The following is a 25,706-nucleotide window of genomic DNA, read 5'->3' as shown; positions in this document are numbered from 1 at the left end:
TGCACGGGCTGCCCGCTAAAACCATTTAATCCAAAGCAAATAGAGAAAGGAAACACCATGTTCTATAGCCGAAACGTCGTCAGCAACACCTTGCTATACGAACGCCTTGCCGACAGCATGGACGCCTTCAGCCAAAGCCTGGCCGAAATGCGCACTGCCCAGCGTCGCTTTGCTGCTGCCGGCGTGCAGGCGCGGGTGGCTATGCTTGCTGCCTTTGCCGACCGCCTCGAAGCCGAAAAAACCAAGCTCGCCCGCATGATTTGCGAAGAAGTCGGCCGCTGCCTGCGCGAATGCGAAGCCGAGATGGATAAATCCGTCTCCCTCATCCGCTATTATGTGAAGCTCGCCCCCCAGCTTCTGCAACATCAAACCATCGCCACCCAGGCCAGCCTCAGCCAAGTGCGCTTCGAGCCCTTGGGCGTGGTGCTGGCCGTGATGCCGTGGAACTACCCCGTGTGGCAGATTATCCGCTTTGCCGTGCCCGCCTTGTGCTCCGGCAATGCCTGTTTGGTGAAACCCGCGCCCAGCGTGGCCCGTGTCACCGCCGCCTTGTTTGATATTGTTGGCAGCGAATTGCCCTGGCGAGCCACTTGGCTGGCACATGAAGATGTGGAATACGCCATTGCCAAAACCGATGCCTTAGCCTTCACCGGCTCTGCCGACGTCGGCCGCCGCCTGGCCGGCTACGCCGGAAGCCATCTGAAAAAATCCGTAATGGAGCTTGGCGGCAGCAACGCCTTCATCGTGCTCGACGATGCCGACATCGCCCAAGCCGCCGCCGATGCCTGCTATGCCCGTTTCCGCGATGCCGGCCAATCCTGCAACGCCGGCAAACGCATCATTCTCACCAAAGGCATTGCCGCAGAATTCACCCGCCTCTTCCTCGAACACTGCTGCCGTCTCACCCCCGGCTGCCCGCTCGATCCCGACACCACCCTCGCCCCGCTGCACCGCAAAGACCTGCAGCTGCAAGTGCACGAACAAGTGCAAGACGCGCTCGAACACGGCGCCAAACTGCTGCTCGGCGGCGAGCTGCCCAACGAAGCTGACACCACTTTCTACCCTGCCACCGTGCTCGACAACATCACCCCCGCCTGCCGCATGTACCGCGAAGAAGTGTTCGGCCCCGCCGTGGGCATTTTCCACGCCCGAGATGCTGCCGACGCCGTGCGCCTGGCCAACGACAACCCCTTCGGGCTCGGTGCCAGCATCTACTCCGCCAACCTCGACAAAGCCTGGGAGCTTGGCCAGCAAATCGAAGCCGGTAGCGTATTCATCAACCGCCACACCAGCAGCGACCTGCGCCTGCCCTTCGGCGGCGTGAAAGACTCCGGCTTCGGGCGCGAACTTTCCGAATTCGGCTTGTATGAATTTGTGAACGTGAAGGCATATTGGCAGAAATAGCGTGCCATTAAGGCTACCTGAAAATGCGAAACCGTTTTTCAGGTAGCCTTATGTCTGCACATTAGGTCTGGCATTTATGACCGAAACTAGCCGCCACAACATAAAATCGGCGTTCACACACAAATCACATTTTTCAGGTAGATTCCCCGCTTTGTGGCTACCTGAAAACCCATTAAGGATACACCATGTCAGTCGGACACTACGAAAATTTCCCCGTCGGCTCGCTGGTTTTACCGCGCCGCCTGAGCCGACCGGTGCACGCCATCTATGCGTTTGCCCGTACTGCCGACGACATCGCCGACGAAGGCGATTTGCCCAACGAAGAACGCCTGCGCCAGCTTGATAATCTGCGTGCCGAGCTCGATCATCTTGCTGCCGGGCAAACCCCGCACAGCGAATTGATGCAGCGGCTCGAGCGCGAAGCCATCCGGCCGTTTAATCTTCCGATCGAGCCTTTCTACCACCTGCTCTCCGCCTTCAGCCAAGACGTGGTGAAAACCCGCTATCAGCACTTCGGCGAGCTGGTGGATTACGCCCGCCGCAGCGCTAATCCGATCGGCAGATTGCTGCTGCACCTCTACGGCCACACCGACCCGCTCAGCCTTGCCCAAAGCGACGGCATCTGCACCGCCCTACAACTGATTAACTTCTGGCAAGACGTGGCAGTGGATTGGCAGAAGGGCCGCGTTTATCTGCCGCAAGACGATCTGGAAAAATTCGGCGTGAGTGAAGCGCAAATTGCCGAAGGCCGCGCCGATGCCGCCTTCCAACGCCTGATGGCGCACCAATGCCAACGCGCCCACAAAATGCTCAAGGCCGGCTCCCCGCTAGGCAAAACCTTGCATGGCCGCATCGGCTTCGAGCTGCGCCTGATTATCCTTGGCGGGCAAAGCATTTTGCGCAAGCTGGAGGAAAACCGCTACAACGTCTTCACTCAACGCCCCGTGCTCAGCGCGAAAGATTGGTGGCTGATGCTGAAACGGGCGTGGCTTAAGAAGTGAATGGCTGTATTCCGCCCAGCCAAAAGGCTACCTGAAAACAAGTTCACGAGTTTCTGCGAAGCTAAAATTTTCAGGTAGCCTTTTTATTGCGCAGCTATGCCGCCGGGGCTTCAAGGATATTCAATCAGCGCATAGGCCGAATGGTTGTGGATACTTTCGAAGTTTTCGCTTTCCACGCTGAAGCGGTCGATGCGCGGGTCGTTTTTCAGCGCCACGGCGATGTCGCGCACCATGTCTTCCACGAATTTGGGGTTTTCGTAGGCGTGTTCGGTAACGTATTTTTCGTCGGGGCGTTTGAGCAGGCCGTAGAGCTGGCAGGAAGCTTTGTTTTCCACCAAATCGATGATTTCTTCAATGGAAACTTCCTGTTTGTGGCAGGTGAGGGGAACGGTAACGTGCGAGCGCTGGTTGTGTGCGCCGTATTGCGAAATTTCCTTGGAGCAGGGGCACAGGCTGGTAACCGGAGCCAATACTTTGATTTGGTGGCTGTATTCTCCGCTGGCTGACACTTCGCCCTGCCAGGTTACGGCGTAGTCGAGAAACGAGGTGATGCCGCTCACGGGAGCAGCCTTTTTGCGAAAGAAGGGGAAGCTGATATTGATGCGGCCGGCTTGGGCATCGAGCCGCTCCAGCATATCGAGCGTGAGCTGATGCAGGCTGGTGAAATCGAGCACCAGGTGCTGCCGCTCTTCCATCAGCGCCACAAAGCGCGACATATGCGTGCCTTTTTGCGAGGCGGGCAGGGCAACAGTCATGCCGATGCGGGCGATAGTGTGTTGCACGCCTTCTGCGCTCTGGATTTGCAGCGGGAAATGCAGGTCTTTGATGCCCACTTGGTTGATAGGCATATTGCGTTGGTCGGGGCTGCTTTGCACGTCGGCAATGGCATTCATCCGTGGTTTCCTTATCGGGTGTGTGTGGCGGTGGATTAAGGGGGCGAAGTATAGCCCTGCCGCTGCCGCTGGGCAATTGTTGGTGTGAGTTTATAGCTCAGATTTATGGCTGCGATTTTGCTGCCCGCCCCAGCGGCGGGTGTTACCTGCGCTTTTGGTTTATCATATTGCTTTATCTGCATACTGCCGAGAACATCCTCTTTGCAGTCAGAAACCCCAAACACCCACACAAAGGAAGCTACCATGCCGCAACCGCAACTGACTAAACTACACCGTTCCCGCCAACACCGCATACTGGCCGGCGTGATGGGCGGCATTGCCGAATATCTCGGCTGGTCGCCCACGCTGACGCGCATCCTGTTCGTCATCATTTCCTGCGCCAGTGTGGCCGTGCCGGGCATTCTGATTTACATCATCTTGTGGTTTATCATGCCGAATGCCACGCCCGATTCCTACCGCTAGCCAGTTTCAGGTAGCCTACACAACCATTTTGCCCTTTCCACGCACGGAAATCCCGATGAAACACACCGTTCTGATTTTAACTGCAAGCCTGCTGCTCGCCGCCTGCCAAAGTACCGGGACGGTGGCCGAACACCAAAACGCCGCTTTCCATCCCTTAGCCCAAGGCGAAAACAGCCACGAAGAATTCGCACGGCACTGCGCCGCCGAACACGGCACATTGGGCGTGGTGCAGGCTGCCGACAACCGACATGCCTACACGCTGGTCTGCCGCAGCGCCGACGGAACGCTGGCCTACGGCTACGGCATCGGGCGCAGATAATTCAGGTAGCCCGAACCCCGCCAACCGAAAAATCCCCACAAGGACACCCCATGAACCTCCTCTTCATCGCCGACCCGTTGGCCACCTTCAAAACCTACAAAGACACCACCTACGCCATGATGCGCGAAGCCGCCAAGCGCGGGCACAAATTGCACCACACCCTGGCCGGCGAACTCTCCGTGCAAAACGGCAAAGTGGTGGCTCAAGCCGCGCCGTTCCAATTTATCGGCGCAAAAGACGACCACGACCACGAATGGTTCAAATCGCAGGATAAAGTGCAGTCTGCCCTGACCGATTTTGATGCCGTGATTATGCGCACCGACCCGCCGTTCGATATGCAATATCTCTACAGCACCCAACTGCTCACCCTCGCCGAACAGCAGGGTGCCAAAGTGTTCAACAGCGGGCAGGCCATGCGCGACTTCAACGAAAAACTCGCCATTTTGAATTTCGCCCGATTCACCGCGCCCACCCTCGTTTCCACCCGCGCCGCCGACGTGCGCGCCTTTTTAGCCAAACACGGCGACATCATCGTGAAACCGCTCGACGGCATGGGCGGCATGGGCATTTTCCGCCTCACCGAGCGCGACCCGAACATCGGCAGCATTCTCGAAACCCTGATGAAGCTCGACAGCCGCACCATCATGGCGCAACGCTACATTCCCGAAATCGTGCACGGCGACAAACGCATCCTCGTGATTGACGGCGAAGTCGTGCCCTTTGCCCTTGCCCGCATTCCGCAGCAGGGCGAAACGCGCGGCAATCTGGCCGCAGGCGGGCGCGGCGTGGCGCAGGAATTGAGCGATCGCGACCGCGAAATCGCCGAAACCCTCGCCCCTGAACTGAAACGGCGCGGCATTTTGCTCGCCGGTTTGGACGTGATTGGCAGCAATCTGACCGAAGTGAACGTAACCAGCCCCACCGGTTTCCAAGAAATCACCAAACAAAAAGGCTTCGACGTAGCCGCCAAATTCATCGATGCGGTGGAACGGAACGCGTGATAGGCGTTGCTCAATTGAAGCCCGGCTTTCAGGTAGCCTACGGTAGCGATAGAGGCTGCCTGAAAAACGAGAGTTTTTTGTATACAATTAGTTGTATGCTGTATACCCACGACTGAAGGCTACCTGAAAATTTCAGGGCGGCAAACCATAGTTTGGCTCCATGCCGAGCTGCATATTTTCAGCTTCGTCGAGCAGAATTGCCCGTTTCCACTTTGTTGCCGAACTTATTTTTCAGGTAGCCCCGCACATCATTCGGAGCACGCCAATATGACCAAACCACTTACATTATTGCTGTCCGGCTTGTTTGCCGCGCTGTGTTGGACAGCGGCGGACATGCTGCTGGTGGGCTTTGTGCAGTCGCCGGGGCAGTATCCGTTGTTTTCGCACACACTGGCCTCTGCCTTAGGCGACGATGTGGATTTGGCGGTGCTGATGCTGGCCGGATCGCCGCAGCGGCTGTTTTGGGGCGTGTTGCCCGCCACTTTCAGCCTGCCGTTTTATTTGGCCTCGGCTTTCGGTGTGCGCCGTTTGCTGCGCGGCAAGGCGGCAGGTGCGGTGTTGAGCCTGCTCTCGGCAGGCTATGCACTCTCGCCCTTGGGGCATGCGGGCTTTTATTATATGGGAATCAGTGCGCAAACCCTGCTGCATAGCCCGCCTGAAGCCTATCCGATGCTGCTGGCGCAATTTCGGGCATTTCATGCCATGTTGGCGGTGCATTGGTTTGCCTCGGTGGGGCTGCTGGCCGCTGGCTGGCTGGTGCTGTTGGTGCAAACCGTGCGCGGCAAAACTGTCTTGCCGCGTGCTTCTGTGTGGGCAAATCCCTTGCCGGTGGGCGCTGTGGTGGCGGGTGTGTGCAGCCTGTTTCCACAATCGGCCGTAGCGGCCTGTATCGGCGGAGCAACATTCAATATCGCCCAGGCGGTGTTTTTCGCCTCCGCTTGGTATTGCCTTTATTCCAACTACCAACATCAAAAGGAGCATCAATGAAACCCGGCAAACACGGCTTCGCGCGCATCATCGCCGCCGCCCAATATTCCCGCGACGGCCTCACCGCTGCCTACCGCAACGAAGCCGCCTTCCGCCAACTGGTGTGGCTGCACGCCGTGCTGCTGCCCATGGCGTGTTGTTTCGATTTTGATACGCCCGTGCGCATGCTGCTGGTGGGCGCATCGCTGCTCTCGCTGATTGTGGAGCTGTTCAACACCGCCATCGAAGCCGTGGTGGACAGGATTTCCGAAGAGCTGCACCCGCTCTCTAAAATCGCCAAAGATGCCGGCTCCGCCGCGCAACTGGTGGCGCTGTTGCTCATTGGCATTTTTTGGCTGATGGCCTTAAACACCCTGTAGTCCAACCCCGTTTGATAGAAAGGAAAGCATATGAAGCTTAAGCAAATCGTTATCCTCTCCGGCCTGCTCTTGGCCGCAGCCGCCCAGGCAGAAGTGCGCGCCAGCCAGGCTTGGGCGCGGTTTACCGTGCCCGGCATGAATTCCGGCGGCGTGTTTATGCAGCTGGAAAACGGCAGCCCCGCCGACGCGCTGATTGGCGGCAGCAGCCCCGTGGCCGAAAGCGTGGAAATCCACGAACACGTGATGGCCGGCGGCAATATGCGCATGCAAGCCATGCCGCAAGGCCTGCCGCTGCCCGCCAACGAGCGCACCGAGCTCAAACCCGGCAGCTACCATGTGATGTTGATCGGCCTTAAACAGCCCCTCACCGCCGGCAGCCGCTTCCCGCTCACGCTGAAATTCCGCCACGCTCCCGAGCAAACCGTGCAAGTGGAAGTGAAAAGCCCGAGTGATGAAGCGGGCGGCGGGCATCACCACCATCATCATCACCATCACACGCACTAGCCGATAAGGTTTCAGGTAGCCTCTTGGTTGGGATGGAGGCTACCTGAAAATAGATTGTGCTGTTTTTCAGAAGAAGGCTGGGGGATTGATGGATAATAAAATTGTCCGGTTTTTAACAGCTTTATTTATGACGGCAATAATTGTTTATGTGGCTGGCCACTTTTTGATCTGGCCAGCAGTAATGCTGATGTTTATGTTCGGTGATGGCATTATCCCTCTGATCATTTTGGGTTCGATTGTGCTGGTGTGTTTGGTATTCGTTGGTGTGTTTAAACTCACGGGCAAATGAGCTGTAGCTTGGGTTAGGCTGCAAGCCGTAACCCAACAATTGGATACTCTTTATATTGGGTTACGCCTGTGGCTAACCCAACCTACTTTTACTACGCCGAAACATCGTTTTACCTGCGTTGCGGCGCACGCTTTCAGGTAGCCTTATATGCCGGATAGAGGCTACCTGAAACCACAACTACCTGATTTAAAATCATGAAAGACAACTTCCAACTCCTCGACGACACCCGGCATATGTTGCAATGGCTTGCCGATGAGCCTTATGCAGAAATCCGACGTAGCATCGAAAGCATTCTGCGCGAACAAGTGGCCGACAGCCGCCTGCTCGATTTTGCCGTTACCTCCCCGCCCGATTGGCTTACCGTCGGCACCCGCTCCGAAAGCCATCCCGAAGCCGTAACCATAAACCGCACCGCCGTGGCCTTTGAGTTTTGCCTGCATGTGTCCGGCGGCGGCCGCACCCACGAACTCCAAGGCGTGTATAGCTGGGCGGCCTGGCATCTGGATGGCAGCGGCGAAGCAAACCAGCAAGTCTGGTTCGACATCGGCGGCACGCTGGCTGAATTCGGCAAAGACGGTGCGCTGCTCGAGCGGCTGAACCAAGGGGCAGCGGCATGAGCCGGGCGGATAATCGGATTTGGGTGTTCCAGGGCAGCGGCAGCCGGAATGTGTCGGCCTGCTTTTCCGGTAAAGAAAACGCAGAGCGCTGGATTCGGCAATACGCCCTCAGCGGCTTGCTCACCGCCTATCCGATTGATCAGCCGGTGTATGACTGGGCAGTGCAAAGCCAAATCATCCGCCCTACCAAAGACGAGCAACAAACCGCCCAATTCATCCAAAATTTCAGCAGCGCCCATTTGGAGCACTACCACTACGAAGCGGGCAAAGAAGCCTAAAGGCTACCTGAAAACCGAATCTTCAATTCAGTGGAAACGAGCCACGCGAGTTGCGACGAAGCTCGGATAGATGCCAACCCATGAATAAAAAACCGCTACTTGCCCTATTCGGTACCATTCTTCTGCTGCTCGGCAGCGGCTATGTTTTTCTGCGGCACAGCAGCAACCCGCCCGGCAGCCTGCCCAACACCGGCAACAGCGCCGGCCTCAGCCCCAGGCAGCAAAGCCTATTGCAACAGCCCGCCCTGCCGCCGGGCAGCGAAATTGCCAAACTCGTTGTGCGCAAAGCCGAGCGCGAAATGGATGCCTACGATGCGCAAGGCAACCTGCTGAAAACCTATCCCATCGCACTCGGCTTTAGCCCGGTTGGCCACAAACAATTTGAAGGCGACGGTAAAACCCCCGAAGGCCGCTACACCATCAACGACCGCAATCCCTACAGCAGCCACCACAAAAACCTCGGCGTTTCCTACCCCAACGCCGCCGACCGCGACCATGCCGCCGCACAAGGCAAAAGCCCCGGCGGCGACATCAAAATCCACGGCCTGCGCAACGGCCTAGGCCTTATCGGCGCGCAACACCTGCGCCGCGATTGGACCCACGGCTGCATTGCTGTAACCGATGGCGAAATCGACGAACTTTACGCCCACGTCAAACCGCAGGCTGAAATTGAGATTTTGCCTTAGCGGGCAGGGCAGTTTGGCATGGCAAAAGGCTACCTGAAAACGATTTACCGTTTTCAGGTAGCCTTTATCTTGCGCAGTCTGGCTAAAAAGAAAATTCAAAATCTCGATATGGCTTTGACCATTGAAGAAATAAGGGCTGTTTTTTTTGAAAAGCCAATAGTGTTGCCTCGGTTGGGTTGGATAAGGGTAGAGCGTGGAAGTGCCGATAAAGAAAAGCACGATATGCTTCAAACATAGGCGGCGGGCTTTCATACAAATACCATTCCACGGGCTCGAGGATGGCAGAGTCGGTTAGATAGGTATAACGCCCGCTTGGTGTTTGTGGAATGGCAGCCATCATCTGCATGAATTGCAAAATATTTTCGGCAACGACACCCACATATCCGTCATCACCAATCAGCATAACTGGCATTTGGTTGAGTGGTTGATGGCTGCCATCATCCCAGATCGTAAAACGGTCATAGGCGTTATTGGCAGCAAAGGTATAAAAACGTTTGGTAAATTCCTCGGTTGGGGAAAACCAAGTCATAGGGCCGGAAATGCCACGTTTTTCAAAGTGGAAATTAAAATCCCAAACGAAGCATTGTTCTTTGCTCAATTCGTTGTGGAAGCTCAGCAATTCAATCAGTTCTTTGGGTAGCAAGGATGAGGCGATACTCCATTTGTTGCATACTTCATCAATAGATATTTGACTCATAATATTTTGTTTAGCGATTAGCCATATGAAGGGGTGGGCATAACGTGGGCAACATCAGTCTTGGTGATGTCGTTGCAAAATTTCGCTTCATTGAAAAGCACTTCAGGCTCAAGGCTACCTGAAAGTCTCTGGCAGGCCATTCACTATTTTAGCTGTGTAGGAACATAGCTTCGGCTGCACAGAGCACCGTTTTAACTTTGTTGAAGTTGCGGTTTTCAGGTAGCCTTTCGTCCGCTTAAACCACCCGCCCTTATTCCTCCCGCTTCTGCGCCACCGCCCATTCATACAGCGCCTTCTTGTTTGCCCCGCTGATTTCCGCAGCCAGCGCGGCGGCTTTTTTCGGTGGCAGTTCGGCGGCGAGCAGGCTCATGATGTGTCGCGCCTGGTCGTTCAGTTCGTTGGCAGTGGCGGCTTCGGGCGGGTGCAGCACCAGCACCATTTCGCCGCGCGTTTGGTTGGCATCGGCACGCACGGCAGCCAGCACGTCGGCCACACTGCCGCTGATAAAGGTTTCAAATGTCTTGCTAATTTCGCGTGCCAGCACCAAATGCCGGTTGGGCAGGATTTCGGCCATTTGGGTGAGTGCCGCCTCGATGCGGTGCGGCGTTTCAAACATCGCTACGGCATAGGGCACTTCGCGCCAACGCTCAAACCATTGCGCCCGTTCGCCCGCCTTGGGCGGCAGGAAGCCGGCAAAATAAAAATCAGACTGCGTTACCCCGGCCACGCTTAAAGCCGCCATCACCGCGCTGGCTCCGGCCACCGGCACCACTTTGAAGCCCGCTGCCCGCACGCCCGAGGCCAGCCGCGCGCCGGGGTCGCACACCGCCGGCGTGCCCGCATCCGATATCTGCGCCACCACCTGCCCGGCAGCGAGCGCGGCGGTGATGGTGTCGGTCATTTGCCGCTCGTTGTGTTCACGCACGCTCACGAGTTTGGCACGGATGCCGTAGGCCGAGAGCAGCTGCTGGCTCACACGCGTATCTTCCGCGCACACCAAGTCTGCCCGTTGCAACACCGCCAGCGCGCGCAACGTGATGTCGGCCAGGTTGCCGATGGGCGTTGCCACCACATACAGCGTTTGCGGCTCAATCTGCGCGGCCGCCTTATCCAATATTTTTTGCCACATGGTCTTCGGGTATGATTGCGTTTGAAACGCCGCAAACTATAGCAAATTAAATTCGCTTCCGATACAAGGCGGGGTAGGCCGTGGCGGAAGCGGAGCTGATTTGCGGTATCGCACGAAAGGAAAACCATGCGCCTCAACCACGCTGCCGGCCAAGCTGCCGAAGATACCGCCGCAGGCTACCTGAAAAAACAAGGCTGCCGCATCCTGGCGCGCAACTGGCATTGCCGCTATGGAGAAATCGACATCATCGCCGAACAGGGCGGGGTGTATTTGTTTGTGGAAGTGCGGCAGCGGCGCAGCCAAAACTTCGGCGGCGCGGCAGCGAGCATCACTCCGGCCAAATTGGCTAAACTCAGCCGCAGCGCTGAAACCTGGCTCCAGCAAAATGCGCCGAATCAACCTTGCCGTATCGATGCCATTTTGATTGAAGGCAATCAGCCGCCGCAGTGGTTGCAGAATATCGGCGGGTATTGAAGCTGGCGGTTGTGGAGCAGACAGGCTAGCTGAAAAAGGATGAGGTTTTTGGCTTGGTTGAAACTTGTGGTTGTGTGTTGCGCTTCGCCGAACTAGCGCTGCTTGTTTTGGCCGTGTTGCAGCCGATGCTTTCAGCAAATCTCTTCCCGCTTACCTGTTATCGGTAATTGTTCAAACCAGCATATGCCGCTACAATAGCCGGCGTTCTCATTTACTATTTTCAGGTAGCCTGTTGTGAACCCAGCCGCCCAACGCGTATTGCAGCATTTTCAAGAAAGCATTGCCGCCAAACAGCAGTGTGCCGAACAATTGGCCGAGCCGACGGCGCGGGCGGCGGCTTTGCTGTTGGATTCGCTGATGGCCGACGGCAAAATTTTGGTGTGCGGCAACGGCGGTTCGGCAGCCGATGCGCAGCATTTTGCCGCCGAGCTCACCGGCCGTTTTGAAAAAGAACGTATGCCGCTGGGCGCCATCGCGCTCACCACCGATACTTCCGCGCTCACTGCTATCGGCAACGATTATGCCTTTGATCAGATTTTTGCCCGCCAAGTGTCGGCACTCGGCCGCCCGGGCGATGTGCTGGTGGCGATTTCCACTTCCGGCAATTCCGGCAATGTGCTTGCCGCCATCGAAGCCGCCCGCGAGCAGGGTATGAGTGTGGTGGCGCTCACCGGGCGCGACGGCGGCAAAATCGCCGGCGTGCTGGCAGAAGGCGATGTGTTGCTCAACGTGCCGCATCAGCGCACGGCGCGGATTCAGGAAATCCATATCCTGCTGATTCACGCCCTGTGCGATCATATCGATACCACTTTGTTTGAAGAATAAACGCTTCACCCATTTCCGCCCAATTAAGGACAATAAACCATGAAAAAAAGTTTCCGCCTCCTGCTGCTGTGCCTGCTGCCGCTGCCGCTTTCCGGCTGTTTTACCGCGCTGGTGGGCGCGGGCGCATTCGGCGTGATGTCGGCCACCGACCGCCGCAGCACCGGCGCGCAGGCTGATGACCAAGTGATGGAAGTGCGCATCCAAAACACGGCACTCACTCATCTGCGCAACAACAACACCATGCAGGGCTTTGAGCCGAAGCTTTCTGTGGTGAGCTTCAACCGCCAGGTGCTGTTGATGGGCTTGGTGGCCAGCGAGGCCGACAAGGCATTTGTAGAGCGCGTGGCGCGTGCCCAGCCCAATGCCGAGAAAATTTACAACTATATTCAGGTAGCCACCAGCGCGCGCGGTTTTGGCGAGGTAAGCAACGATTCGTGGGTTACTTCCAAAGTACGCACCACTTTGCTCGGCACCAAGGGCGTGTCGTCCAACCATGTGAAAGTGGTAACGTATAACGGCGTTACTTATGTGATGGGCATCCTCACGCCTGAAGAGCAGGCGCTGGTGAGCAACACCGTGAGCACCACTGCCGGTGTGCAGCAAGTGGTTACGCTGTATGAAACCTTCGTGCCCAGCAATGTGCGCTAATACGCTTAACTTTGAATTGTAAGGAAAGTTCATGACCGGCAAAGAAATGCCTTCTTCTTCCAAAAAGCTGCCGCGCAGCACGTTTAGCCGCATTGTGTGGATCGCGTTTATTGTGGCCTTTATCGTGGTGCTTGCGCTGGTGGCCATGGCTTGGCTCACGATGCAAAGGTCCGATTCAGTGCGGAGCCCCGGAGATGCTTCCGCACCGCAGCAGGGCGTGGAAATTTGGCAGCCCAATGGCGCATCGGCCGCGGCCGGCCAAACCTACAGCCTGCCGCCTGCTGCCGATATGAATGCCGCTTCCCAAGCGTCCGAGCCGGCACAAGAGCGCCCCGCTGCGTCGCGTCGCGCCACACCGGCCACCCCTGCAGGGGAAGAAGTGCCGATTCAGCCGATTGCCCCGCAGCAGGAAACCGAAATCCGACCGATTGAGGTGCCGGTGAAACCCGCGCCGCAGCCTCAGCCGCGCCAGTCCGGTGGAGATGGCGGCGGTAATCCGGTGGATAGCCTGTTTTAAAACGGAGGCTACCTGAAAGCAAAACTGCAACGCAGTTAAAGCGCAGGGCAGCTAAGTTTCAGGTAGCCTGTTTATGGCCATGATGTGCGGCAATGCTTCATGGCCGGTATCAGAGGAGAGAAATAATGAAAGTTTACCGCTTGCTCACCGGCACAGACGATTCCGTGTTCTGCCGCCGCGTAACCGAAGCCCTGCAACAAGGTTGGGAACTGCATGGCAGCCCGACCATGGCGCACACCGACAACGGTGTGCGCGTGGGGCAGGCGATTGTGAAAGAAGTGGCGCAATACGACCCGAATAAGCCCTTGAGCGAATATTGATGTGCAGCAAATAGCAAAGGCTACCTGAAAACTTTTCAGGTAGCCTTTATGGTGTCTGGGTGTGCAATTAATTGCTCTGCACCTGAACCCGGCTCGGAAACTTCGCGGCCACTTGGGTGATGATGCTGTGCGTGCGGGCACCGCGTTCAATCACCTGTTTCAGCCGCGCCTCGTCCAGCCCTTGTTTTTCCACTTCTTGCAGCACGCTGTGGTATTCGCTAAAGGCACTGGTGCATTCGGCCAGCAGGGCATCATCGGGAATCGAGTGGCAGCCGCCTCGGTCGGAATTGGCCATAAAACCGGCACTATGCCGAACCGGCATCATCACGGCTTCGGGCACACTACCGAAATCGGTACGCTCATTGAGATGGGTGAGGAAGCGGTTTTCGTTGTTGATAAACACATTGTAGTGTTCGACAAACTCTTTCAGTTTCACGGTTTTGACGGCATCATAACCGCGCCAGCCCAAAAGGGCGAGGGCCAGGGCGCCGCCGATGAGGATTTTCTTGGTTTTAGGGGACATGGTTTCTCCTTTGGTTGAGGGAAATGAAGAAATAAAGTCTTTGGCTTATGTTGGACTTTACATAAGGAACGAATTTTACATTAGTCACAGTGGAAGTTCTGCAGCTACTACGGCATGGGATGACTTTGTCGTATGTTTGCTATTGCCTGTGGCTTGTTATCTTGTATGCAACCAATGATGCCGATATGTTTGATATCGGCATTGTATGATTTTGTTTTATATTAGTTTAGTGTGTTTTTTGGATAGTCCAAACTACAGTTATGCTGTTTGAAACGACAAAATAAACTGGTTCAGATCTTCTGCCTGTGCCTGCCAGCCGTTTGGCACGGAGAGGCGGCAATGGGTTTGCAGATTGGCAGCGGCGAGGCAGCCGTGTTGTTCGTGCACCCACAGCGGCCATAGGGCGCGCATGAAGGGGGGCACTTTTTTTTCTTGCAGCAGGCGGCTGATTTTTTTGCGGCCGTGCGGCAGGGGCAGGGTATCGCTAGGTTGCGGGGTACGCCAGATGCCGCAGTTGGGTTGAGTCAGGTTTTCAGGTAGCCCGTGGGTGGCGGGTTGCCATGCGGGTTGGGCAAGCAGTTTACCGGTGGTCCATTCGGCGGGAACGGGAAATAGGCAGCCGGCGTAGAGGATGGCGCGGCCGTGCGGCAGCGGCCATTGGGCTTGCCGCACGGCGGGGTTGGCGAGGGTAGCGGCGAATTGGCGTACGCTGTCGGCACGGGGGCTACCGAGGTGGTGGTAGTGGGCGAAGGTGTGTAGCTGGTGGGTTTGCCGCAAGGGGGAAAGTTGCCGCCACGAGGCTACCTGAAAACGGCCGGCGGTGTCATACAGGCTGTTGTGTTCGGTTTGGCCATAGTCTTCCAATAGCGCCAAGTCGTGTTGCAGGCGGCCGATGGTGGCGAGCAACTGGCGGGTGAGGTGCGGCACGCGTTTTTGCCACGGGGGCAGGCCTTCGCGGCGCAGCCAGTTGCGCAGCAGGGCGGTGTCGGCGTTGCTGCTGTCTTCCACCCATGCCAGCTTGTGCGCTTGGGCGTAGGCGAGCAGCTCGGCGCGGGGAATGGCTAAGAGGGGGCGCCACAGGCTGACGCGTTCGTTCAGCGCCCGCAGGGCGGGCATGGCGGAAAGCGCGCGCAGCCCGCCGCCGCGCAGGGCGGCCAGCAGCAGGGTTTCGGCCTGGTCGTCGGCATGGTGGGCGAGGGCGACGGCATCGGCGCGGCTTTGGGTGAAGCAGCGGTAGCGTTCGGCACGGGCGGCGGCTTCCAGTCCGAGCTTGCCGAATTGAACCTGCACGCGCTCTATGCGCAGCGGCACCTGCCATTGTGCACAGCATTCGCGGCAGAATTCCGCCCATTGGTCGGCGGGGGCGTCGAGGCCGTGGTGGACGTGCACCGCGCTCAATTCCAGCGGCAATTCGTTGCGCAGGCTGCATAACAGGTGCAGCAAAACCACGGAATCGAGCCCGCCGCTGAAACCGACTTCCACGGCAAAACGGCCGGCGTTTGGCGCCGGCCATTGTTGGGCAAGGTGTTGCCGCAGGGGGTTATTTGTCGGTGAATTTTCCATAGGCCATGATGCGGTCGAAGCGTTTGGCCAGCAGCTGCTCCACCGGCTGGTGTTCCAAATCGGCCAGTTGCTGGCGGATGGTTTTGCGCACGTTGTTCATCACGGTTTCGTAATCGCGGTGGGCACCGCCCAAGGGCTCGGCGATGATTTGGTCGATCAGCTCGAGGCTCTTCAGGCGCTTGGCAGTGATGCCGAGGGCTTGCGCGGCATCAGCGGCTTTTTCGGCGGTTTTCCACAAAATGGAAGCGCAGCCTTCGGGCGAAATCACGGAATAGGTGGCGTATTGCAGCATGTTCACGGCATCACCCACGGCAATGGCCAGCGCGCCGCCGGAGCCGCCTTCGCCGATTACGGTGCAGATAACGGGTACGCGCAGGCGGGTGAGTTCATACAGATTGCGGCCGATGGCTTCGGATTGGCCGCGCTCTTCGGCACCGATGCCGGGGTAGGCGCCGGGGGTGTCGATAAAGGTCAGCACGGGCAGGCCAAATTTTTCCGCCATCTTCATCAGGCGCAGGGCTTTGCGGTAGCCTTCGGGGCGGGGCATGCCGAAATTACGGCGGATTTTGGCCTTGGTATCGCGGCCTTTTTGATGGCCGATAACTACCACGCTTTGGCCTTCAAACTTGGCCAGCCCGCCCACGATAGCATAGTCGTCGGCATAGTGGCGGTCACCGTGCAGCTCTTCAAAATCGGTACACAGCGCTTCGATGTAGTCGAGGGTGTAGGGGCGCTGCGGATGGCGCGAAACCTGCATAATCTGCGCGGGAGTGAGCTTGGCAAAAATGTTTTTGGTGAGCTCGTTGCTTTTCTTTTGCAGGCGTTCGATTTCTTCGGAAATATCCAATACCGAGTCATTTTGCACGAAGCGCAGCTCTTCTATTTTCTGCACCAGTTCGGCAATGGGCTGTTCGAAATCGAGAAAAATCTGTTTCATGTGTCTGTTTCCTTGTTGCGGCTGCACCGATTGACGGAGGCAGCCCAAGCTAAGCACGCTTAGGGAGGCTAAAACACTTTATTTCCTACGGCATGGGTTCTGCTGTGCAGAAAAAGTGTGCTTTATCTATAGCTGTAGCGCGGAGACGGTTTCTTAACATTACTTTGCGGTCTGAACCGCTGCAATGATACGCTAAGATACGCAGTTTGTGCAGCTGTTGCTGCTGATTTTTCGTGGGCCAGGTTGGTTTCAGGTAGCCTTTAAAGTAGCTAACTATTTTGTTGTATTGGGGCTTTTGCTAATTTTTGTTATGTTTATAAATGGAGGCAGCTGGTTTTAGCTGGGCAGCAACTCGGCTTTCTTCGGAGCCCTGGTTTTTATTTCTAAGCCGTGCTTTCAGGTAGCCTGTTGGTGGATGTTGCGAATAGGGCAGCTGCTAAATAATGCTACAGGCTACCTGAAAACCGTTGGATGGGATTTTCAGGTAGCCTGATTGGGCGGAACTATTTATTATCGTTGCTGCCTCGGCGGGAGAATTGAATGCCGAGCTGTTTGAGCTTGCGGTACAGGTGGGTACGCTCAAGGCCGACTTTCTGTGCCACTTTGCTCATGTTGTGCCCTTCTTGGGCGATATGGTATTCGAAATAGCGGCGTTCCAAATCTTCACGCAATTCGCGCAAGGGCAGGTCGAAGTTGAAGCCGCCCACCAGTTCGGAGGGTTGGTTGAGCGTGAATTGGCTAAGCACGGCCTGCACGTTTTCCAAACCGATTTCTTTGCTCTCGGCGGTGAGTACGATGCTTTTCACCACGCTGCGCAGTTGCTCGAAGTTGCCCGGCCAGTCGTATTGGCGCAGGGCATTCAAGGCGGCAGTGTTGAATTTAACGGCGGTTTTGCGGCTCTCGGAAAACTCTTGAATCAGCTGCTCCACCAAGAAAACAATGTCTTCCGGCTGGTTGCGCAAGGGCGGGATGCTGACCATGATGGCCGAAAGATTGTTGAGCAGTCGGCTGTCGTAATCCGGGCTGGTGATCAGCTCTTGCACCGGCTGGCTGCAGGCGCAGATGATACGCACGTTGTAGCGGTCGGCCTTGCCCAAGAGGAAGAGGATGCCTTGCTGGATGCTTTTGCCATATTGGGCAATGTCGCCCAGATAGAGCACGCCGTTACTGGCTTTTTGCAGCAATTCGATGGGACTGTTGCTGATTTGTTCGATTTTGCCGGGCTCCACCCAGGGGGCGTTGCCGGTTTGGAAGTAGTGCGCCACCAGTTCGAACGGTGAACCGGGCTCGCCGGAGAGCAGCACGGGGGCTTGGGTGCGGGCGGCGCGTTCGAGCTGCTGGTTGAGCTGCTTCACGGCTTCGCTGGTGCCGAGTTTGTCCAGCGACATGGTGGAGGAGGCCTGCATGGCGCTGTGTTTAAAGGCGCGTTCCACGGCGGCCAGGAGCTTTTGCAGGGCGATGGGTTTTTCCAAGAAATCCAGCGCGCCGATTTTGGTGGCTTCCACCGCGGTGTCGATGCTGGCGTGGCCGCTCATCATCACCACGGGCATGTTGAGCTGGCCGGATTTGGCCCACTCTTTGAGCAGGGTAATGCCGTCGCAATCAGGCATCCAAATGTCCAGCAACACCATGGCGGGGCGGGTTTGGTTTCGAAGTTGGCGGGCTTCTTCGGCATTTTCGGCCAGGGTAACCGAATAGCCTTCGTCTTGCAGGATTTCCGACAGCAAATCGCGGATGCCCACTTCATCATCTACAATCAAAATATCACTGCTGCGCATCGTTTTCCATCAGTAGGGGTAAAGTAATTTTCACACAAGCCCCGCCTTCCGGGCGGTTGGCCAGCGATATGCGGCCTTTGTGCTCTTCAATGATTTTTTTCACCACCGGCAAGCCCAAACCGGTGCCGCCGGGTTTGTCGGTGACGTAGGGGTCGAAGGCATGGAGAAGCATGTCTTCGCTGAAACTTTTGCCGTTATTGCAAATGTTTAGCGCCACTTTCTCATCTTGCACCGCTGTTTGGATCAACACTTCTGGCTGTTTGTCTGCAGCGGCAGCTTCGGCACCATTTTTCAAAATATTGTGCAACACCTGGCGCATGGCGCCGGCATCGGCCTCGACTACGGCTTCTATATTACTGAAATCCGCTTCAAATGTACAATTTGAGCCCTCATACAGCACCAAAAGCTCGGCAGTCAGAACGTTTAAATCGATACGTTCCAGTTTGAGTTTCGGTGCTTTGGCGTAGTTGCGGAAAGCCTCAACCATGTCTTTCATGGCAGCCACCTGGTTGACGATGGTGTTGGTGGCGCGCTCAAGCATGGCAGCGTCTTTATCGTCCAGCTTGCCATCGAGCTTCCAGGCCAGGCGCTCGGCGGAAAGCTGGATGGGAGTAAGCGGGTTGCGGATTTCGTGCGCCAAGCGTTGGGCCACTTCGCCCCAGGCGGCTTCTTTCTGCGCCTGCACCAGTGCGGTTACGTCGTCGAACACGAGGACAGTGCCGGCGCCGTTGTCTTCGGGCAGACGGGTGGCCTTGCCCAGCAAAATGCAGGATTCGTCGGGTGCGGCATAGGTAAGCTGCACGGGTTTGTCGCTATCGACAGTAGGGAGGATGGCAAGCAGCACTTGGGCGGCTAGCGCTTCGGCTACGCCGAGCTTATGCCATTCGTGCACGCTGGTTTCGCGGCAGGCGGCCAAATCGAGCATCAGGATTTGTCCGGCGCTGCTGTTGCAGGCTTTCAGGTAGCCTTGGTCGTCGAGCGTAACCACGCCGCTGGTCAGGCTGGAGAGCACGCATTCGAGATAGTGGCGGGCAGCCTCCTGGCGGATATGGGAGGAGTTGAGCTCGGCGGTCATGTGGTTAAACAGGGTGGTGAGGCGGCCGAGCTCGTCGTTACGGTACACGGCCAGCTGTTGCGAATAATCGCCCTGCGCCACGGAGCGTGCACCGGCAGCCAAGGAGAGAATCGGCGCGGTGAAGCGTTGGGCGAAAAACAGGGCAATCACCAGCGCGAGCAAAATCGCCAGCAGGGTAGCCATCAAGAGGGTGAACAGGAAGAAGGTTTGCAGGCCTTGCTTGGCATAGCTGATTTCGGCGTAGCGGGCGCGGGCGGCTTCAATCAGGGTGACGTCGTCGGCCACTTGTTTCTGTACCGGCTGGCGGAAGAACAAAATATAGTGTTGACCGTGCAGCTCGGGCAGGGCGAGCCAGCCTTGGGCATAGAGCGTGTGGCCGACGTTAGCCACGCTACGGGCACTACCGGTGGTTTTCACCTGTTCAAGAATGTCGCGTGTGAGTTCGGGTGGCGGCAATTTGTCGGCATCAGGCTGGCGGTATTCGGCGGCAGGGCTTAAGGTTTTGCTGTCGTAGAGCGCAAGTTGGTCGAAATCGCTGTTAGCGGAAAGCTGCCCCAGAGCCTGCTTTGCATCTTGCTGCAACGACATTTCGCCGATTAAGGCTACCTGAACGGCAGCAGCCTTGCGCACCGAAGTATCCAGCGCCAGATCCAGCGCAGATTTGCTTAGATTCAGGCTGCGTTCCAGCGCTTGTTCGGTTTCGTTGCCAAACCAGGAGTCGATACTGTGTGAAATAAATTGGGCCGACACGCCGAATAAGAACAGGCCGGGCAGGATGGCCACCAGCATAAACATTTTGGCCAGGCGCAGAGCGGTTTGCGAGCCGAACACCCGCCTGCGTCGGTCGAGCCAGAGTTTCCACAGTTGTGAGATAAGGATGGTGAGCAGAATGCCTAAGAGGGCGGCGCTGAAGGTGAGAATCCACCAAAAATACTGCGCCAGCTTGCTGGCGTGGCCGGTAGCGAGCGCCAGCACATACAGGGCGAGCATGCCCAGAACAGCGATGAAGGTGAGCAGACGGCGCATGGCTTCCCTTTATTGCTGGCTGATGAGTAGTTTGCGCCAGCCGGAATCGAGCTGCCAGCTCTTTGAGGTTTCGCCGTTGATTTGGAAGGGGCGCGGCAGATCGCTGATGCTCAGGCTCAAGCGGATGTCGGCAGCCACGTCGGCGGGGGCAGTGTCGGAGAGTGTGCCTTTATCGAGCACTTGCCAGTTGGCTACCGCGCCAACAGCCTTCAGTGCGGTGGGCAGGGTGCCGTATTCGGTGGAAAAAGAGCCGACGCTGACACGATAGCGGTCGGTGAGCGGATGGTAGGCGAGCTTGTAGTTGATGGTTTGTGCGGAGCCGACCAGCTGGCCGAGCCGCCAGCGGTAGGCGGCCAGGGTGGGCGATTGCAAGCGGTAGCTAAGTTGGAAGTTAAGCGGTACGCCTTGTTTGAGGGCTACCTGAAGCTGGCCGGGCAGCTCGGTTTGGAAGCGGCTGTTTACCGACAGGCGGCCGTCTGTGGTGAGCGTGGCGCTGGAACGGGTAACGTTGATGCCTTCCGCCTGTGCGCCCACGGCTACGAAAGCCAGCAGGCAGCAGGCGAGCAGGCTAAGCAGTTTTGTGGATAAGCGCGTAATAGAAGCCATCTTGGTGCGGGTTGGGTAACAGGGTTTCGCTGCGTGTACAGGCAGCGTCGGGGTGGCGTTGCAAAAAGGCTTGCAGCTGGCTGCCGTTTTCTTCAGCAAACAGCGAGCAGGTGGACAGGAGCATCCTGCCGCCAGGCTTGAGCGTACGCCACAGGGCATCGAGCAGATCAGTTTGCTGGGCGGCTGTGTTCTTGGCATCCTGTGGCCGGCGCAGCCATTTGATGTCTGGATGGCGGCGGGCAACGCCTGAAGCGGTGCAGGGCACGTCGGCCAATACGGCGTCGAACAGGGAACCATCATAACACGAAGCCCATTGCCGTGCGTCGGCTGCGTGCAGCTCAGCACTCAGGCCGAGGCGGTTGAGGTTGTCGCGTACTTGTTGCAGGCGCGCGGGGTCGATGTCGATGGCGGTAAGCTTGCAGTCTGCCCATTCGAGCAGGTGGCCGCTTTTGCCGCCGGGCGCGGCACAGGCATCGAGTACGCGTTCGCCGTTTTGCACGTTGAGCCAAGTGGCGGCCTGTTGTGCCCCCCAATCCTGCACGGATACGGCACCTTCGGCAAACAATGGCAAAGCGGACACGGGCACGGGCGTAGCCAGCATCACAGCGTGGCTGCCGAGAATTTCGGCCTGCATACCGTGTTCGGCCAGGATTTTCAGGTAGCCTTCCGCATCGGTGTGCCGGCGGTTGATGCGCAGGGTCATCGGTGGATGGTTGTTGAAGGCTTCGGTGATTTGCAGCCAGTGTTCGGGGTAGTCTCGCTGCAGCCGTTCTAGCCACCAGTCGGGCAGGTTGTAGCGGCCCTCTGAGCTTTGCTGCGCCTGCTGTATCAGGCTGTCGCGCTCGCGTAGGAAACGGCGGAGTAGGGCGTTGGTGAGGGCTTTGTATTGGCCTTTGCCGATTTTGCCAGCGGCGCGCACGGCTTCGTTTACCACGGCATGGGCGGCGTTGCGGCTGTAGGCGAGTTGGTAGAGTGCGGCCAATATCAGGCTGCGAATGTCGGCGCGGGGCAGGGGCTTGTTCAGCATCAGGCCGAGTAGAGCACGCAGGCTACCTGAAAAACGTTGGCAGCCGTAGGCAATATCTTGCAACGCGCCGCGTTCTTGGGCAGAGAGCTGCGGGTGGTCGCGCCAGATTTCGGCCAGCACGTCGGACAGGTTGCGCCCGGCTTCAACGGCCGCCACGCTGTGGGCGGCGAGGGTTTGTACGTTGGCTAGGCTCATGGGTGTTCCGCTCCGAATCGGCTGCCGGCGGCAATAGGATGACCGGCTAGGAAAGCGGCAGCTTCCATGCGGGCGCTGCCGGCAGGCTGCAGGGTTTGAATCAGCAACGAGCCGCTGCCGCAGGCTACCTGAATGCCGTTTTTATCGGCTTGTAACACGCTGCCGGCCACGCCATTGGCCGAGCAGGCTTGTGCAGCCCAGATTTTCAGCGGTTTGCCGTGGTAGTCGCACCAGGCGCCGGGCACGGGATTGAAGGCACGGATGCGGCGTTCGATGGCTTCGGCGGGCTGTGTCCAATCGATTTGGGCATCGGCTTTGCTTAATTTATGGGCGTAAGTGATGCCGTGTTCAGGCTGGGGCTGGGCATTGCGTTGAGAATGGTGTTGCAAATCGGCAACAATGGCGTGCGCACCAATTTCGGCCAGTTTGTCGTGCAGGGTTTGGGCATTGTCGCTAGGGAGAATTGGGCAGGGATGGCGGCTGATGACGGCACCGGTGTCGAGCCCGGCATCCATTTGCATGATGCAGATGCCGGTTTCGCTATCGCCTGCTTCAATAGCACGTTGGATGGGTGCGGCACCGCGCCAGCGTGGCAATAGCGAAGCATGGATATTGAGACAGCCGTGGCGCGGAATATCGAGCACGGCTTGCGGCAGTAACAGACCGTAGGCGGCCACTACCATGATGTCGGCTTCCACGGCACGTAGCATTTCTTGTGCGGACTCACTTTTCAAGCTTTCGGGTTGGGCTACCTGAAAACCAAGTTCGAGCGCGGTTTTTTTCACGGGTGAAGCTTGCAGCTTCATGCCGCGCCCTTTGGGGCGGTCGGGCTGGGTGAGCACCAGCGGGATATCGAAGCCGGCCTCGGCAATAGCGCGCAGGGCATCGGCGGCGAAATCGGGGGTGCCGGCAAAAATTACTTTGCGAATCATGGTTTCAGGTAGCCTCTTGCTCGGGTTAGAGCGTGTGTTTGTCGAGTTTCTTCATCTTGGTTTTGATGCGTTCCTGCTTCAGGCGTGACAGGTATTGCACGAAAACTTTGCCATCGAGGTGGTCGATTTCGTGCTGGATACAAATAGCCTGCAAGCCGTCGGCATGGATGGTGTAGGGATTGCCTTCTGCATCCAACGCTTCAGCCACGATGCTTTCGGCACGGGTTACTTTGTCGTATACGCCTGGTACAGAAAGGCAGCCTTCTTCATATACGGTTTCGCCGTCGCGTTCGATAATCACTGGATTAATCAGCACTTGCAGTTGGTCGCGGCCTTCGGATAAGTCCATCACCACCACACGTTCGTGCACGTCTACCTGCGTGGCGGCCAGGCCGATGCCTTTTGCTTCGTACATGGTTTCGGCCATGTCGGCCACCAGTTGTTTGATGCGCTCGTCCACCTGTTCTACCGGTTTGGCCACTAAGTTCAGGCGGGGGTCGGGATAGCGCAAAATATTCAGTAAAGCCATTTGATTTCTCTCTTAAGTGTGCATAGATAGATACGTTCTTGTTGCAGTTGTAACGGTTTTTTCGCCGGAATACTGGCGCAAGATACCTAAAATGTTCTATGATTCCGTTAATTTCATCAACAACAACGTAAATAAAGCGTTATCAGGTTCGTTAATCCTAACGTTAATCCTAAAGGGAAACTCTCTCATGAGAAAACATATTATAACCTTGCTTTGTGCCATTGGCTTGACTGTTTCTGCATTGCCCGCCGAGGCCGGGCCTCTGCGTGTGCGCCCCAACGCTCCTACACGCTACACCGTGCGTACCGGCGACACCTTGTGGGGTATTTCCGGTAGATACCTTTATCGCCCATGGAAATGGCCGCAGTTGTGGGGCGCCAACCGCCGCACCATCCGCAATCCTCATCTGATTTATCCGGGCCAAGTGTTGGTGTTGCACTATGTAAACGGCCAGCCGCGCTTGCGCGTAGATAACGCTGGTGGTATCCCCACCGTTAAATTGCAGCCGCGCGTGCGTGAAACTTCTTCCGGCTACGGCATCTCCACCCTGAATCTGAACTACTACCGTATGTTCATGAAACACCCGCAGGTGATTGCCCGCCGTACCACTCAGGATGCACCGCGCATCATCGCCGGCCCGGAAGGCAAAACCATGTATTCCCTAGGTGACCGTATTTATGCCTACGGCATTACTGAATCGGGTGAATACTTGGTTTACCGCCCGGTTAAAGACATTATTGATCCTGAAACTGGCAAATTTATCGGCCAGCTGGTTGTGTTCAGCGGCAAATTGGCTACTCTGCCGGTAACCAGCACTGCTTTGGCCGAACGTTCTGAAAGCGATCGTCAAGCCTTGCCGGACAACCAATACTACACCCGCCATCATCCGCTGGTGAAAGTGCCGACCGAAACTGCACAAGCTTTGCAGATTCGTGAGCAAGTGGCTGAAATCCGCCAAGGCGACTATCTGCTGCGCTATAACGGCGAAGAAAACGCCTTCAATATGATGCCACATGAGCCGGAAAATCAAGTGCGTGCCCGTATCGTGGACGTATTGGATGGTATCAGCGAAGCCGGCCGCTTTAGCACCATTATCCTGAACAAAGGTTCGGCTGATGGTTTGGATAAAGGTACCGTGGTAAGCCTGTACCGTCAGAGCCGCCAAGTGCGCACCGATATCAATCCTAGCCCAACTGTGAAATATGTAAGTATTCCGGCTGAAGAAATCGGTTTGGCTATGGTGTATAACGTGGGCGAACACGTTTCTTCCGCCATCGTGTTGGAATCTAGAGTAAACGTATCAGTGGGTGATTTGGCCACCGAACCTGGCCACGATTTGGATGATATGGGGCATCAGTACCGCCATGTACCCAATAATCCGCAAGGCCCGTATGAATACGACTATCACCAATACGACTTACGCAGCAATATCGATCCAACCCGCTAAGCGTGAAGAAGTGTGATGGAATCAAAGGCTACCTGAAAATTCAGGTAGCCTTTTGTCATAGGGCATGATGTTGGAGTAGGCAAAAATACTGTTAGGATGCCTTCAAAGGCAGCGGGTATAGTTATTGTATCGATGTTATGTTGTATCTGTCTTTTTCAAGTTTCAGGTAGCCTTGAGTAAGCATTGTACCGGGCACAGGTATCCAAGTGATGGCTAGCTGAAATGTTGCGCCCATAGTTTCCGCATGATAGGGGTGATGGGAAATTCATCATCCAAGTCTTCATCCAGCAGCGACCAATAGCGCACGAGCGGGTGGAAATCTTGCCATTGCTGCTCTAGCAAGGCGCAAACGGTGTGTTCGACTGCCGGATCGGGAGCGGCCTCTATGGCCAGGTAATCATTGAATGAGGCAAGGATGAGTCCCATTAAGGCATGCTGCTCTTGGCGCGAGAAGCCACCAGTTTTGTAGGCGTGGATGAACTCGGGCAGGCGATCCGGGTTGGCATTTTCCAATTCCCAGTCTTGCATGTTGGGATGGTAGGCTAGTCCGAGAAGGCTGCTGAGTTTTTCGTAGAAGTGCATAGTTTAGATGAGTTTTCTATAGGCTGGCTGGATGATAAAGGCTACCTGAAAATTGCTTGCCGGCATTTTCAGGTAG

At 56.7% G+C, this 25,706-nt stretch carries 31 protein-coding genes; 18 read left to right on the top strand and 13 right to left on the bottom strand.

Translation table 11 applies throughout. From position 1 onward, the window contains the following. Positions 1 to 57: 57 nt before the first annotated feature. Both HMPREF2796_RS10295 and hpnC read left to right on the top strand, forming a co-directional pair. Entirely contained in the window at positions 58 to 1,404 is a 1,347-nt protein-coding gene (locus tag HMPREF2796_RS10295) for an aldehyde dehydrogenase family protein (protein ID WP_070633395.1), read from the top strand. 185 nt (positions 1,405 to 1,589) lie between these two features. Then, the gene (gene hpnC, locus HMPREF2796_RS10290) at positions 1,590 to 2,405 is read left to right on the top strand and encodes a squalene synthase HpnC (protein ID WP_070633393.1); all 816 of its coding nucleotides are present in this window, start codon (positions 1,590 to 1,592) and stop codon (positions 2,403 to 2,405) included. Between the two features lie 110 nt (positions 2,406 to 2,515). Here the strand turns inward: hpnC and folE2 are convergent, their stop codons facing one another. Next, on the bottom strand, positions 2,516 to 3,298 hold the full coding sequence (gene folE2, locus HMPREF2796_RS10285; protein WP_070633392.1) for a GTP cyclohydrolase FolE2: 783 nt from the start codon (positions 3,296 to 3,298) through the stop codon (positions 2,516 to 2,518). Between the two features lie 243 nt (positions 3,299 to 3,541). Here folE2 and HMPREF2796_RS10275 point away from each other — a divergent pair, with 243 nt between their 5' ends. The 10 genes from HMPREF2796_RS10275 (at position 3,542) to HMPREF2796_RS10230 (ending at position 8,800) form a co-directional block, all read left to right on the top strand. Continuing rightward, positions 3,542 to 3,760 carry a PspC domain-containing protein gene (locus tag HMPREF2796_RS10275; protein ID WP_003823339.1) on the top strand — a complete coding sequence of 73 codons (219 nt, stop codon included), beginning with the start codon at positions 3,542 to 3,544 and terminating at the stop codon, positions 3,758 to 3,760. Between the two features lie 55 nt (positions 3,761 to 3,815). Further along, positions 3,816 to 4,079, top strand: a complete 264-nt coding sequence (locus tag HMPREF2796_RS10270) for a hypothetical protein (protein WP_070633390.1) — start codon at positions 3,816 to 3,818, stop codon at positions 4,077 to 4,079. A 50-nt stretch (positions 4,080 to 4,129) separates the two neighbouring features. After that, positions 4,130 to 5,080 carry a glutathione synthase gene (gene gshB / locus HMPREF2796_RS10265; RefSeq protein ID WP_070633388.1) on the top strand — a complete coding sequence of 317 codons (951 nt, stop codon included), beginning with the start codon at positions 4,130 to 4,132 and terminating at the stop codon, positions 5,078 to 5,080. A 267-nt stretch (positions 5,081 to 5,347) separates the two neighbouring features. Continuing rightward, a complete protein-coding gene (locus HMPREF2796_RS10260) occupies positions 5,348 to 6,067 on the top strand; it encodes a hypothetical protein (RefSeq protein WP_070633385.1) in 720 nt (239 codons plus the stop codon). Continuing rightward, positions 6,064 to 6,426 (top strand): diacylglycerol kinase, encoded by a 363-nt coding sequence (locus HMPREF2796_RS10255; RefSeq protein ID WP_070633383.1) that lies wholly within the window; start codon positions 6,064 to 6,066, stop codon positions 6,424 to 6,426. The genes HMPREF2796_RS10260 and HMPREF2796_RS10255 overlap by 4 nt, the downstream gene beginning before the upstream one ends. Positions 6,427 to 6,456: 30 nt before the next feature. Continuing rightward, on the top strand, positions 6,457 to 6,930 hold the full coding sequence (locus HMPREF2796_RS10250) for a copper chaperone PCu(A)C (RefSeq protein ID WP_070633382.1): 474 nt from the start codon (positions 6,457 to 6,459) through the stop codon (positions 6,928 to 6,930). An 88-nt stretch (positions 6,931 to 7,018) separates the two neighbouring features. After that, positions 7,019 to 7,219, top strand: a complete 201-nt coding sequence (locus HMPREF2796_RS10245; protein WP_003823332.1) for a hypothetical protein — start codon at positions 7,019 to 7,021, stop codon at positions 7,217 to 7,219. Between the two features lie 194 nt (positions 7,220 to 7,413). Then, on the top strand, positions 7,414 to 7,836 hold the full coding sequence (locus tag HMPREF2796_RS10240) for a hypothetical protein (protein ID WP_070633380.1): 423 nt from the start codon (positions 7,414 to 7,416) through the stop codon (positions 7,834 to 7,836). Continuing rightward, positions 7,833 to 8,114 carry a DUF7710 domain-containing protein gene (locus HMPREF2796_RS10235; protein ID WP_070633379.1) on the top strand — a complete coding sequence of 94 codons (282 nt, stop codon included), beginning with the start codon at positions 7,833 to 7,835 and terminating at the stop codon, positions 8,112 to 8,114. Before HMPREF2796_RS10240 ends, HMPREF2796_RS10235 begins: the two co-directional genes overlap by 4 nt. An 80-nt stretch (positions 8,115 to 8,194) precedes the next feature. After that, a complete protein-coding gene (locus HMPREF2796_RS10230) occupies positions 8,195 to 8,800 on the top strand; it encodes a L,D-transpeptidase family protein (protein WP_070633377.1) in 606 nt (201 codons plus the stop codon). An 82-nt stretch (positions 8,801 to 8,882) separates the two neighbouring features. On the opposite strand, the gene HMPREF2796_RS11190 is transcribed toward HMPREF2796_RS10230, so the two are convergent. Then, the gene (locus HMPREF2796_RS11190) at positions 8,883 to 9,497 is read right to left on the bottom strand and encodes a hypothetical protein (RefSeq protein ID WP_141749200.1); all 615 of its coding nucleotides are present in this window, start codon (positions 9,495 to 9,497) and stop codon (positions 8,883 to 8,885) included. 250 nt (positions 9,498 to 9,747) lie between these two features. Continuing rightward, a complete protein-coding gene (gene rsmI / locus HMPREF2796_RS10215) occupies positions 9,748 to 10,626 on the bottom strand; it encodes a 16S rRNA (cytidine(1402)-2'-O)-methyltransferase (protein WP_070633370.1) in 879 nt (292 codons plus the stop codon). A gap of 126 nt (positions 10,627 to 10,752) precedes the next feature. Between rsmI and HMPREF2796_RS10210 the strand changes: the two genes are divergently transcribed. From HMPREF2796_RS10210 to HMPREF2796_RS10190, 5 genes are all read left to right on the top strand, one after another. Next, positions 10,753 to 11,100, top strand: a complete 348-nt coding sequence (locus HMPREF2796_RS10210) for a YraN family protein (protein WP_070633368.1) — start codon at positions 10,753 to 10,755, stop codon at positions 11,098 to 11,100. Positions 11,101 to 11,334: 234 nt separating this feature from the next. Then, positions 11,335 to 11,925, top strand: coding sequence for a phosphoheptose isomerase (locus tag HMPREF2796_RS10205; RefSeq protein WP_070633365.1), 591 nt, complete (start codon positions 11,335 to 11,337; stop codon positions 11,923 to 11,925). A gap of 39 nt (positions 11,926 to 11,964) precedes the next feature. Next, positions 11,965 to 12,573 carry a BON domain-containing protein gene (locus tag HMPREF2796_RS10200; protein ID WP_070633362.1) on the top strand — a complete coding sequence of 203 codons (609 nt, stop codon included), beginning with the start codon at positions 11,965 to 11,967 and terminating at the stop codon, positions 12,571 to 12,573. A gap of 31 nt (positions 12,574 to 12,604) precedes the next feature. Then, complete coding sequence (locus tag HMPREF2796_RS10195; RefSeq protein ID WP_003823320.1) at positions 12,605 to 13,090, top strand: hypothetical protein; 486 nt, start codon at positions 12,605 to 12,607, stop codon at positions 13,088 to 13,090. Between the two features lie 125 nt (positions 13,091 to 13,215). Further along, positions 13,216 to 13,410 carry a DUF1737 domain-containing protein gene (locus tag HMPREF2796_RS10190; RefSeq protein ID WP_035580172.1) on the top strand — a complete coding sequence of 65 codons (195 nt, stop codon included), beginning with the start codon at positions 13,216 to 13,218 and terminating at the stop codon, positions 13,408 to 13,410. Between the two features lie 67 nt (positions 13,411 to 13,477). Here HMPREF2796_RS10190 and HMPREF2796_RS10185 read toward each other — a convergent pair whose 3' ends face one another. The 9 genes from HMPREF2796_RS10185 to def all read right to left on the bottom strand — a co-directional run bounded on the left by HMPREF2796_RS10185 (position 13,478) and on the right by def (position 23,601). Further along, the gene (locus tag HMPREF2796_RS10185) at positions 13,478 to 13,933 is read right to left on the bottom strand and encodes a hypothetical protein (protein WP_070633360.1); all 456 of its coding nucleotides are present in this window, start codon (positions 13,931 to 13,933) and stop codon (positions 13,478 to 13,480) included. 258 nt (positions 13,934 to 14,191) lie between these two features. Continuing rightward, on the bottom strand, positions 14,192 to 15,496 hold the full coding sequence (gene tilS, locus HMPREF2796_RS10180; RefSeq protein ID WP_070633358.1) for a tRNA lysidine(34) synthetase TilS: 1,305 nt from the start codon (positions 15,494 to 15,496) through the stop codon (positions 14,192 to 14,194). Beyond that, positions 15,474 to 16,433, bottom strand: coding sequence for an acetyl-CoA carboxylase carboxyltransferase subunit alpha (locus HMPREF2796_RS10175; RefSeq protein ID WP_049258112.1), 960 nt, complete (start codon positions 16,431 to 16,433; stop codon positions 15,474 to 15,476). The genes tilS and HMPREF2796_RS10175 overlap by 23 nt, the downstream gene beginning before the upstream one ends. 503 nt (positions 16,434 to 16,936) lie before the next feature. Continuing rightward, on the bottom strand, positions 16,937 to 18,211 hold the full coding sequence (locus tag HMPREF2796_RS10170) for a sigma-54-dependent transcriptional regulator (protein ID WP_070633355.1): 1,275 nt from the start codon (positions 18,209 to 18,211) through the stop codon (positions 16,937 to 16,939). Continuing rightward, positions 18,198 to 20,312 (bottom strand): sensor histidine kinase, encoded by a 2,115-nt coding sequence (locus HMPREF2796_RS10165; RefSeq protein ID WP_070633353.1) that lies wholly within the window; start codon positions 20,310 to 20,312, stop codon positions 18,198 to 18,200. The genes HMPREF2796_RS10170 and HMPREF2796_RS10165 overlap by 14 nt, the downstream gene beginning before the upstream one ends. 9 nt (positions 20,313 to 20,321) lie before the next feature. Beyond that, positions 20,322 to 20,918, bottom strand: coding sequence for a DUF4390 domain-containing protein (locus HMPREF2796_RS10160; protein WP_070633351.1), 597 nt, complete (start codon positions 20,916 to 20,918; stop codon positions 20,322 to 20,324). Beyond that, positions 20,881 to 22,140, bottom strand: coding sequence for a 16S rRNA (cytosine(967)-C(5))-methyltransferase RsmB (gene rsmB, locus HMPREF2796_RS10155; RefSeq protein ID WP_070633349.1), 1,260 nt, complete (start codon positions 22,138 to 22,140; stop codon positions 20,881 to 20,883). Before rsmB ends, HMPREF2796_RS10160 begins: the two co-directional genes overlap by 38 nt. Then, on the bottom strand, positions 22,137 to 23,072 hold the full coding sequence (gene fmt / locus HMPREF2796_RS10150) for a methionyl-tRNA formyltransferase (protein ID WP_070633347.1): 936 nt from the start codon (positions 23,070 to 23,072) through the stop codon (positions 22,137 to 22,139). The genes rsmB and fmt overlap by 4 nt, the downstream gene beginning before the upstream one ends. A 25-nt stretch (positions 23,073 to 23,097) precedes the next feature. Further along, positions 23,098 to 23,601, bottom strand: a complete 504-nt coding sequence (gene def, locus HMPREF2796_RS10145; RefSeq protein ID WP_070633345.1) for a peptide deformylase — start codon at positions 23,599 to 23,601, stop codon at positions 23,098 to 23,100. 187 nt (positions 23,602 to 23,788) lie between these two features. Between def and HMPREF2796_RS10140 the strand changes: the two genes are divergently transcribed. Further along, on the top strand, positions 23,789 to 25,048 hold the full coding sequence (locus HMPREF2796_RS10140) for a LysM peptidoglycan-binding domain-containing protein (RefSeq protein ID WP_070633343.1): 1,260 nt from the start codon (positions 23,789 to 23,791) through the stop codon (positions 25,046 to 25,048). Positions 25,049 to 25,261: 213 nt separating this feature from the next. Here HMPREF2796_RS10140 and HMPREF2796_RS10135 read toward each other — a convergent pair whose 3' ends face one another. Further along, positions 25,262 to 25,630, bottom strand: coding sequence for a hypothetical protein (locus tag HMPREF2796_RS10135; protein ID WP_070633341.1), 369 nt, complete (start codon positions 25,628 to 25,630; stop codon positions 25,262 to 25,264). Positions 25,631 to 25,706 lie beyond the last annotated feature (76 nt).

It is taken from the genome of Eikenella sp. HMSC071B05, assembly GCF_001811325.1.
Taxonomy (GTDB): Bacteria; Pseudomonadota; Gammaproteobacteria; order Burkholderiales; family Neisseriaceae; genus Eikenella; species Eikenella corrodens.
This window is presented reverse-complemented; position numbering and strand designations above follow the sequence as displayed.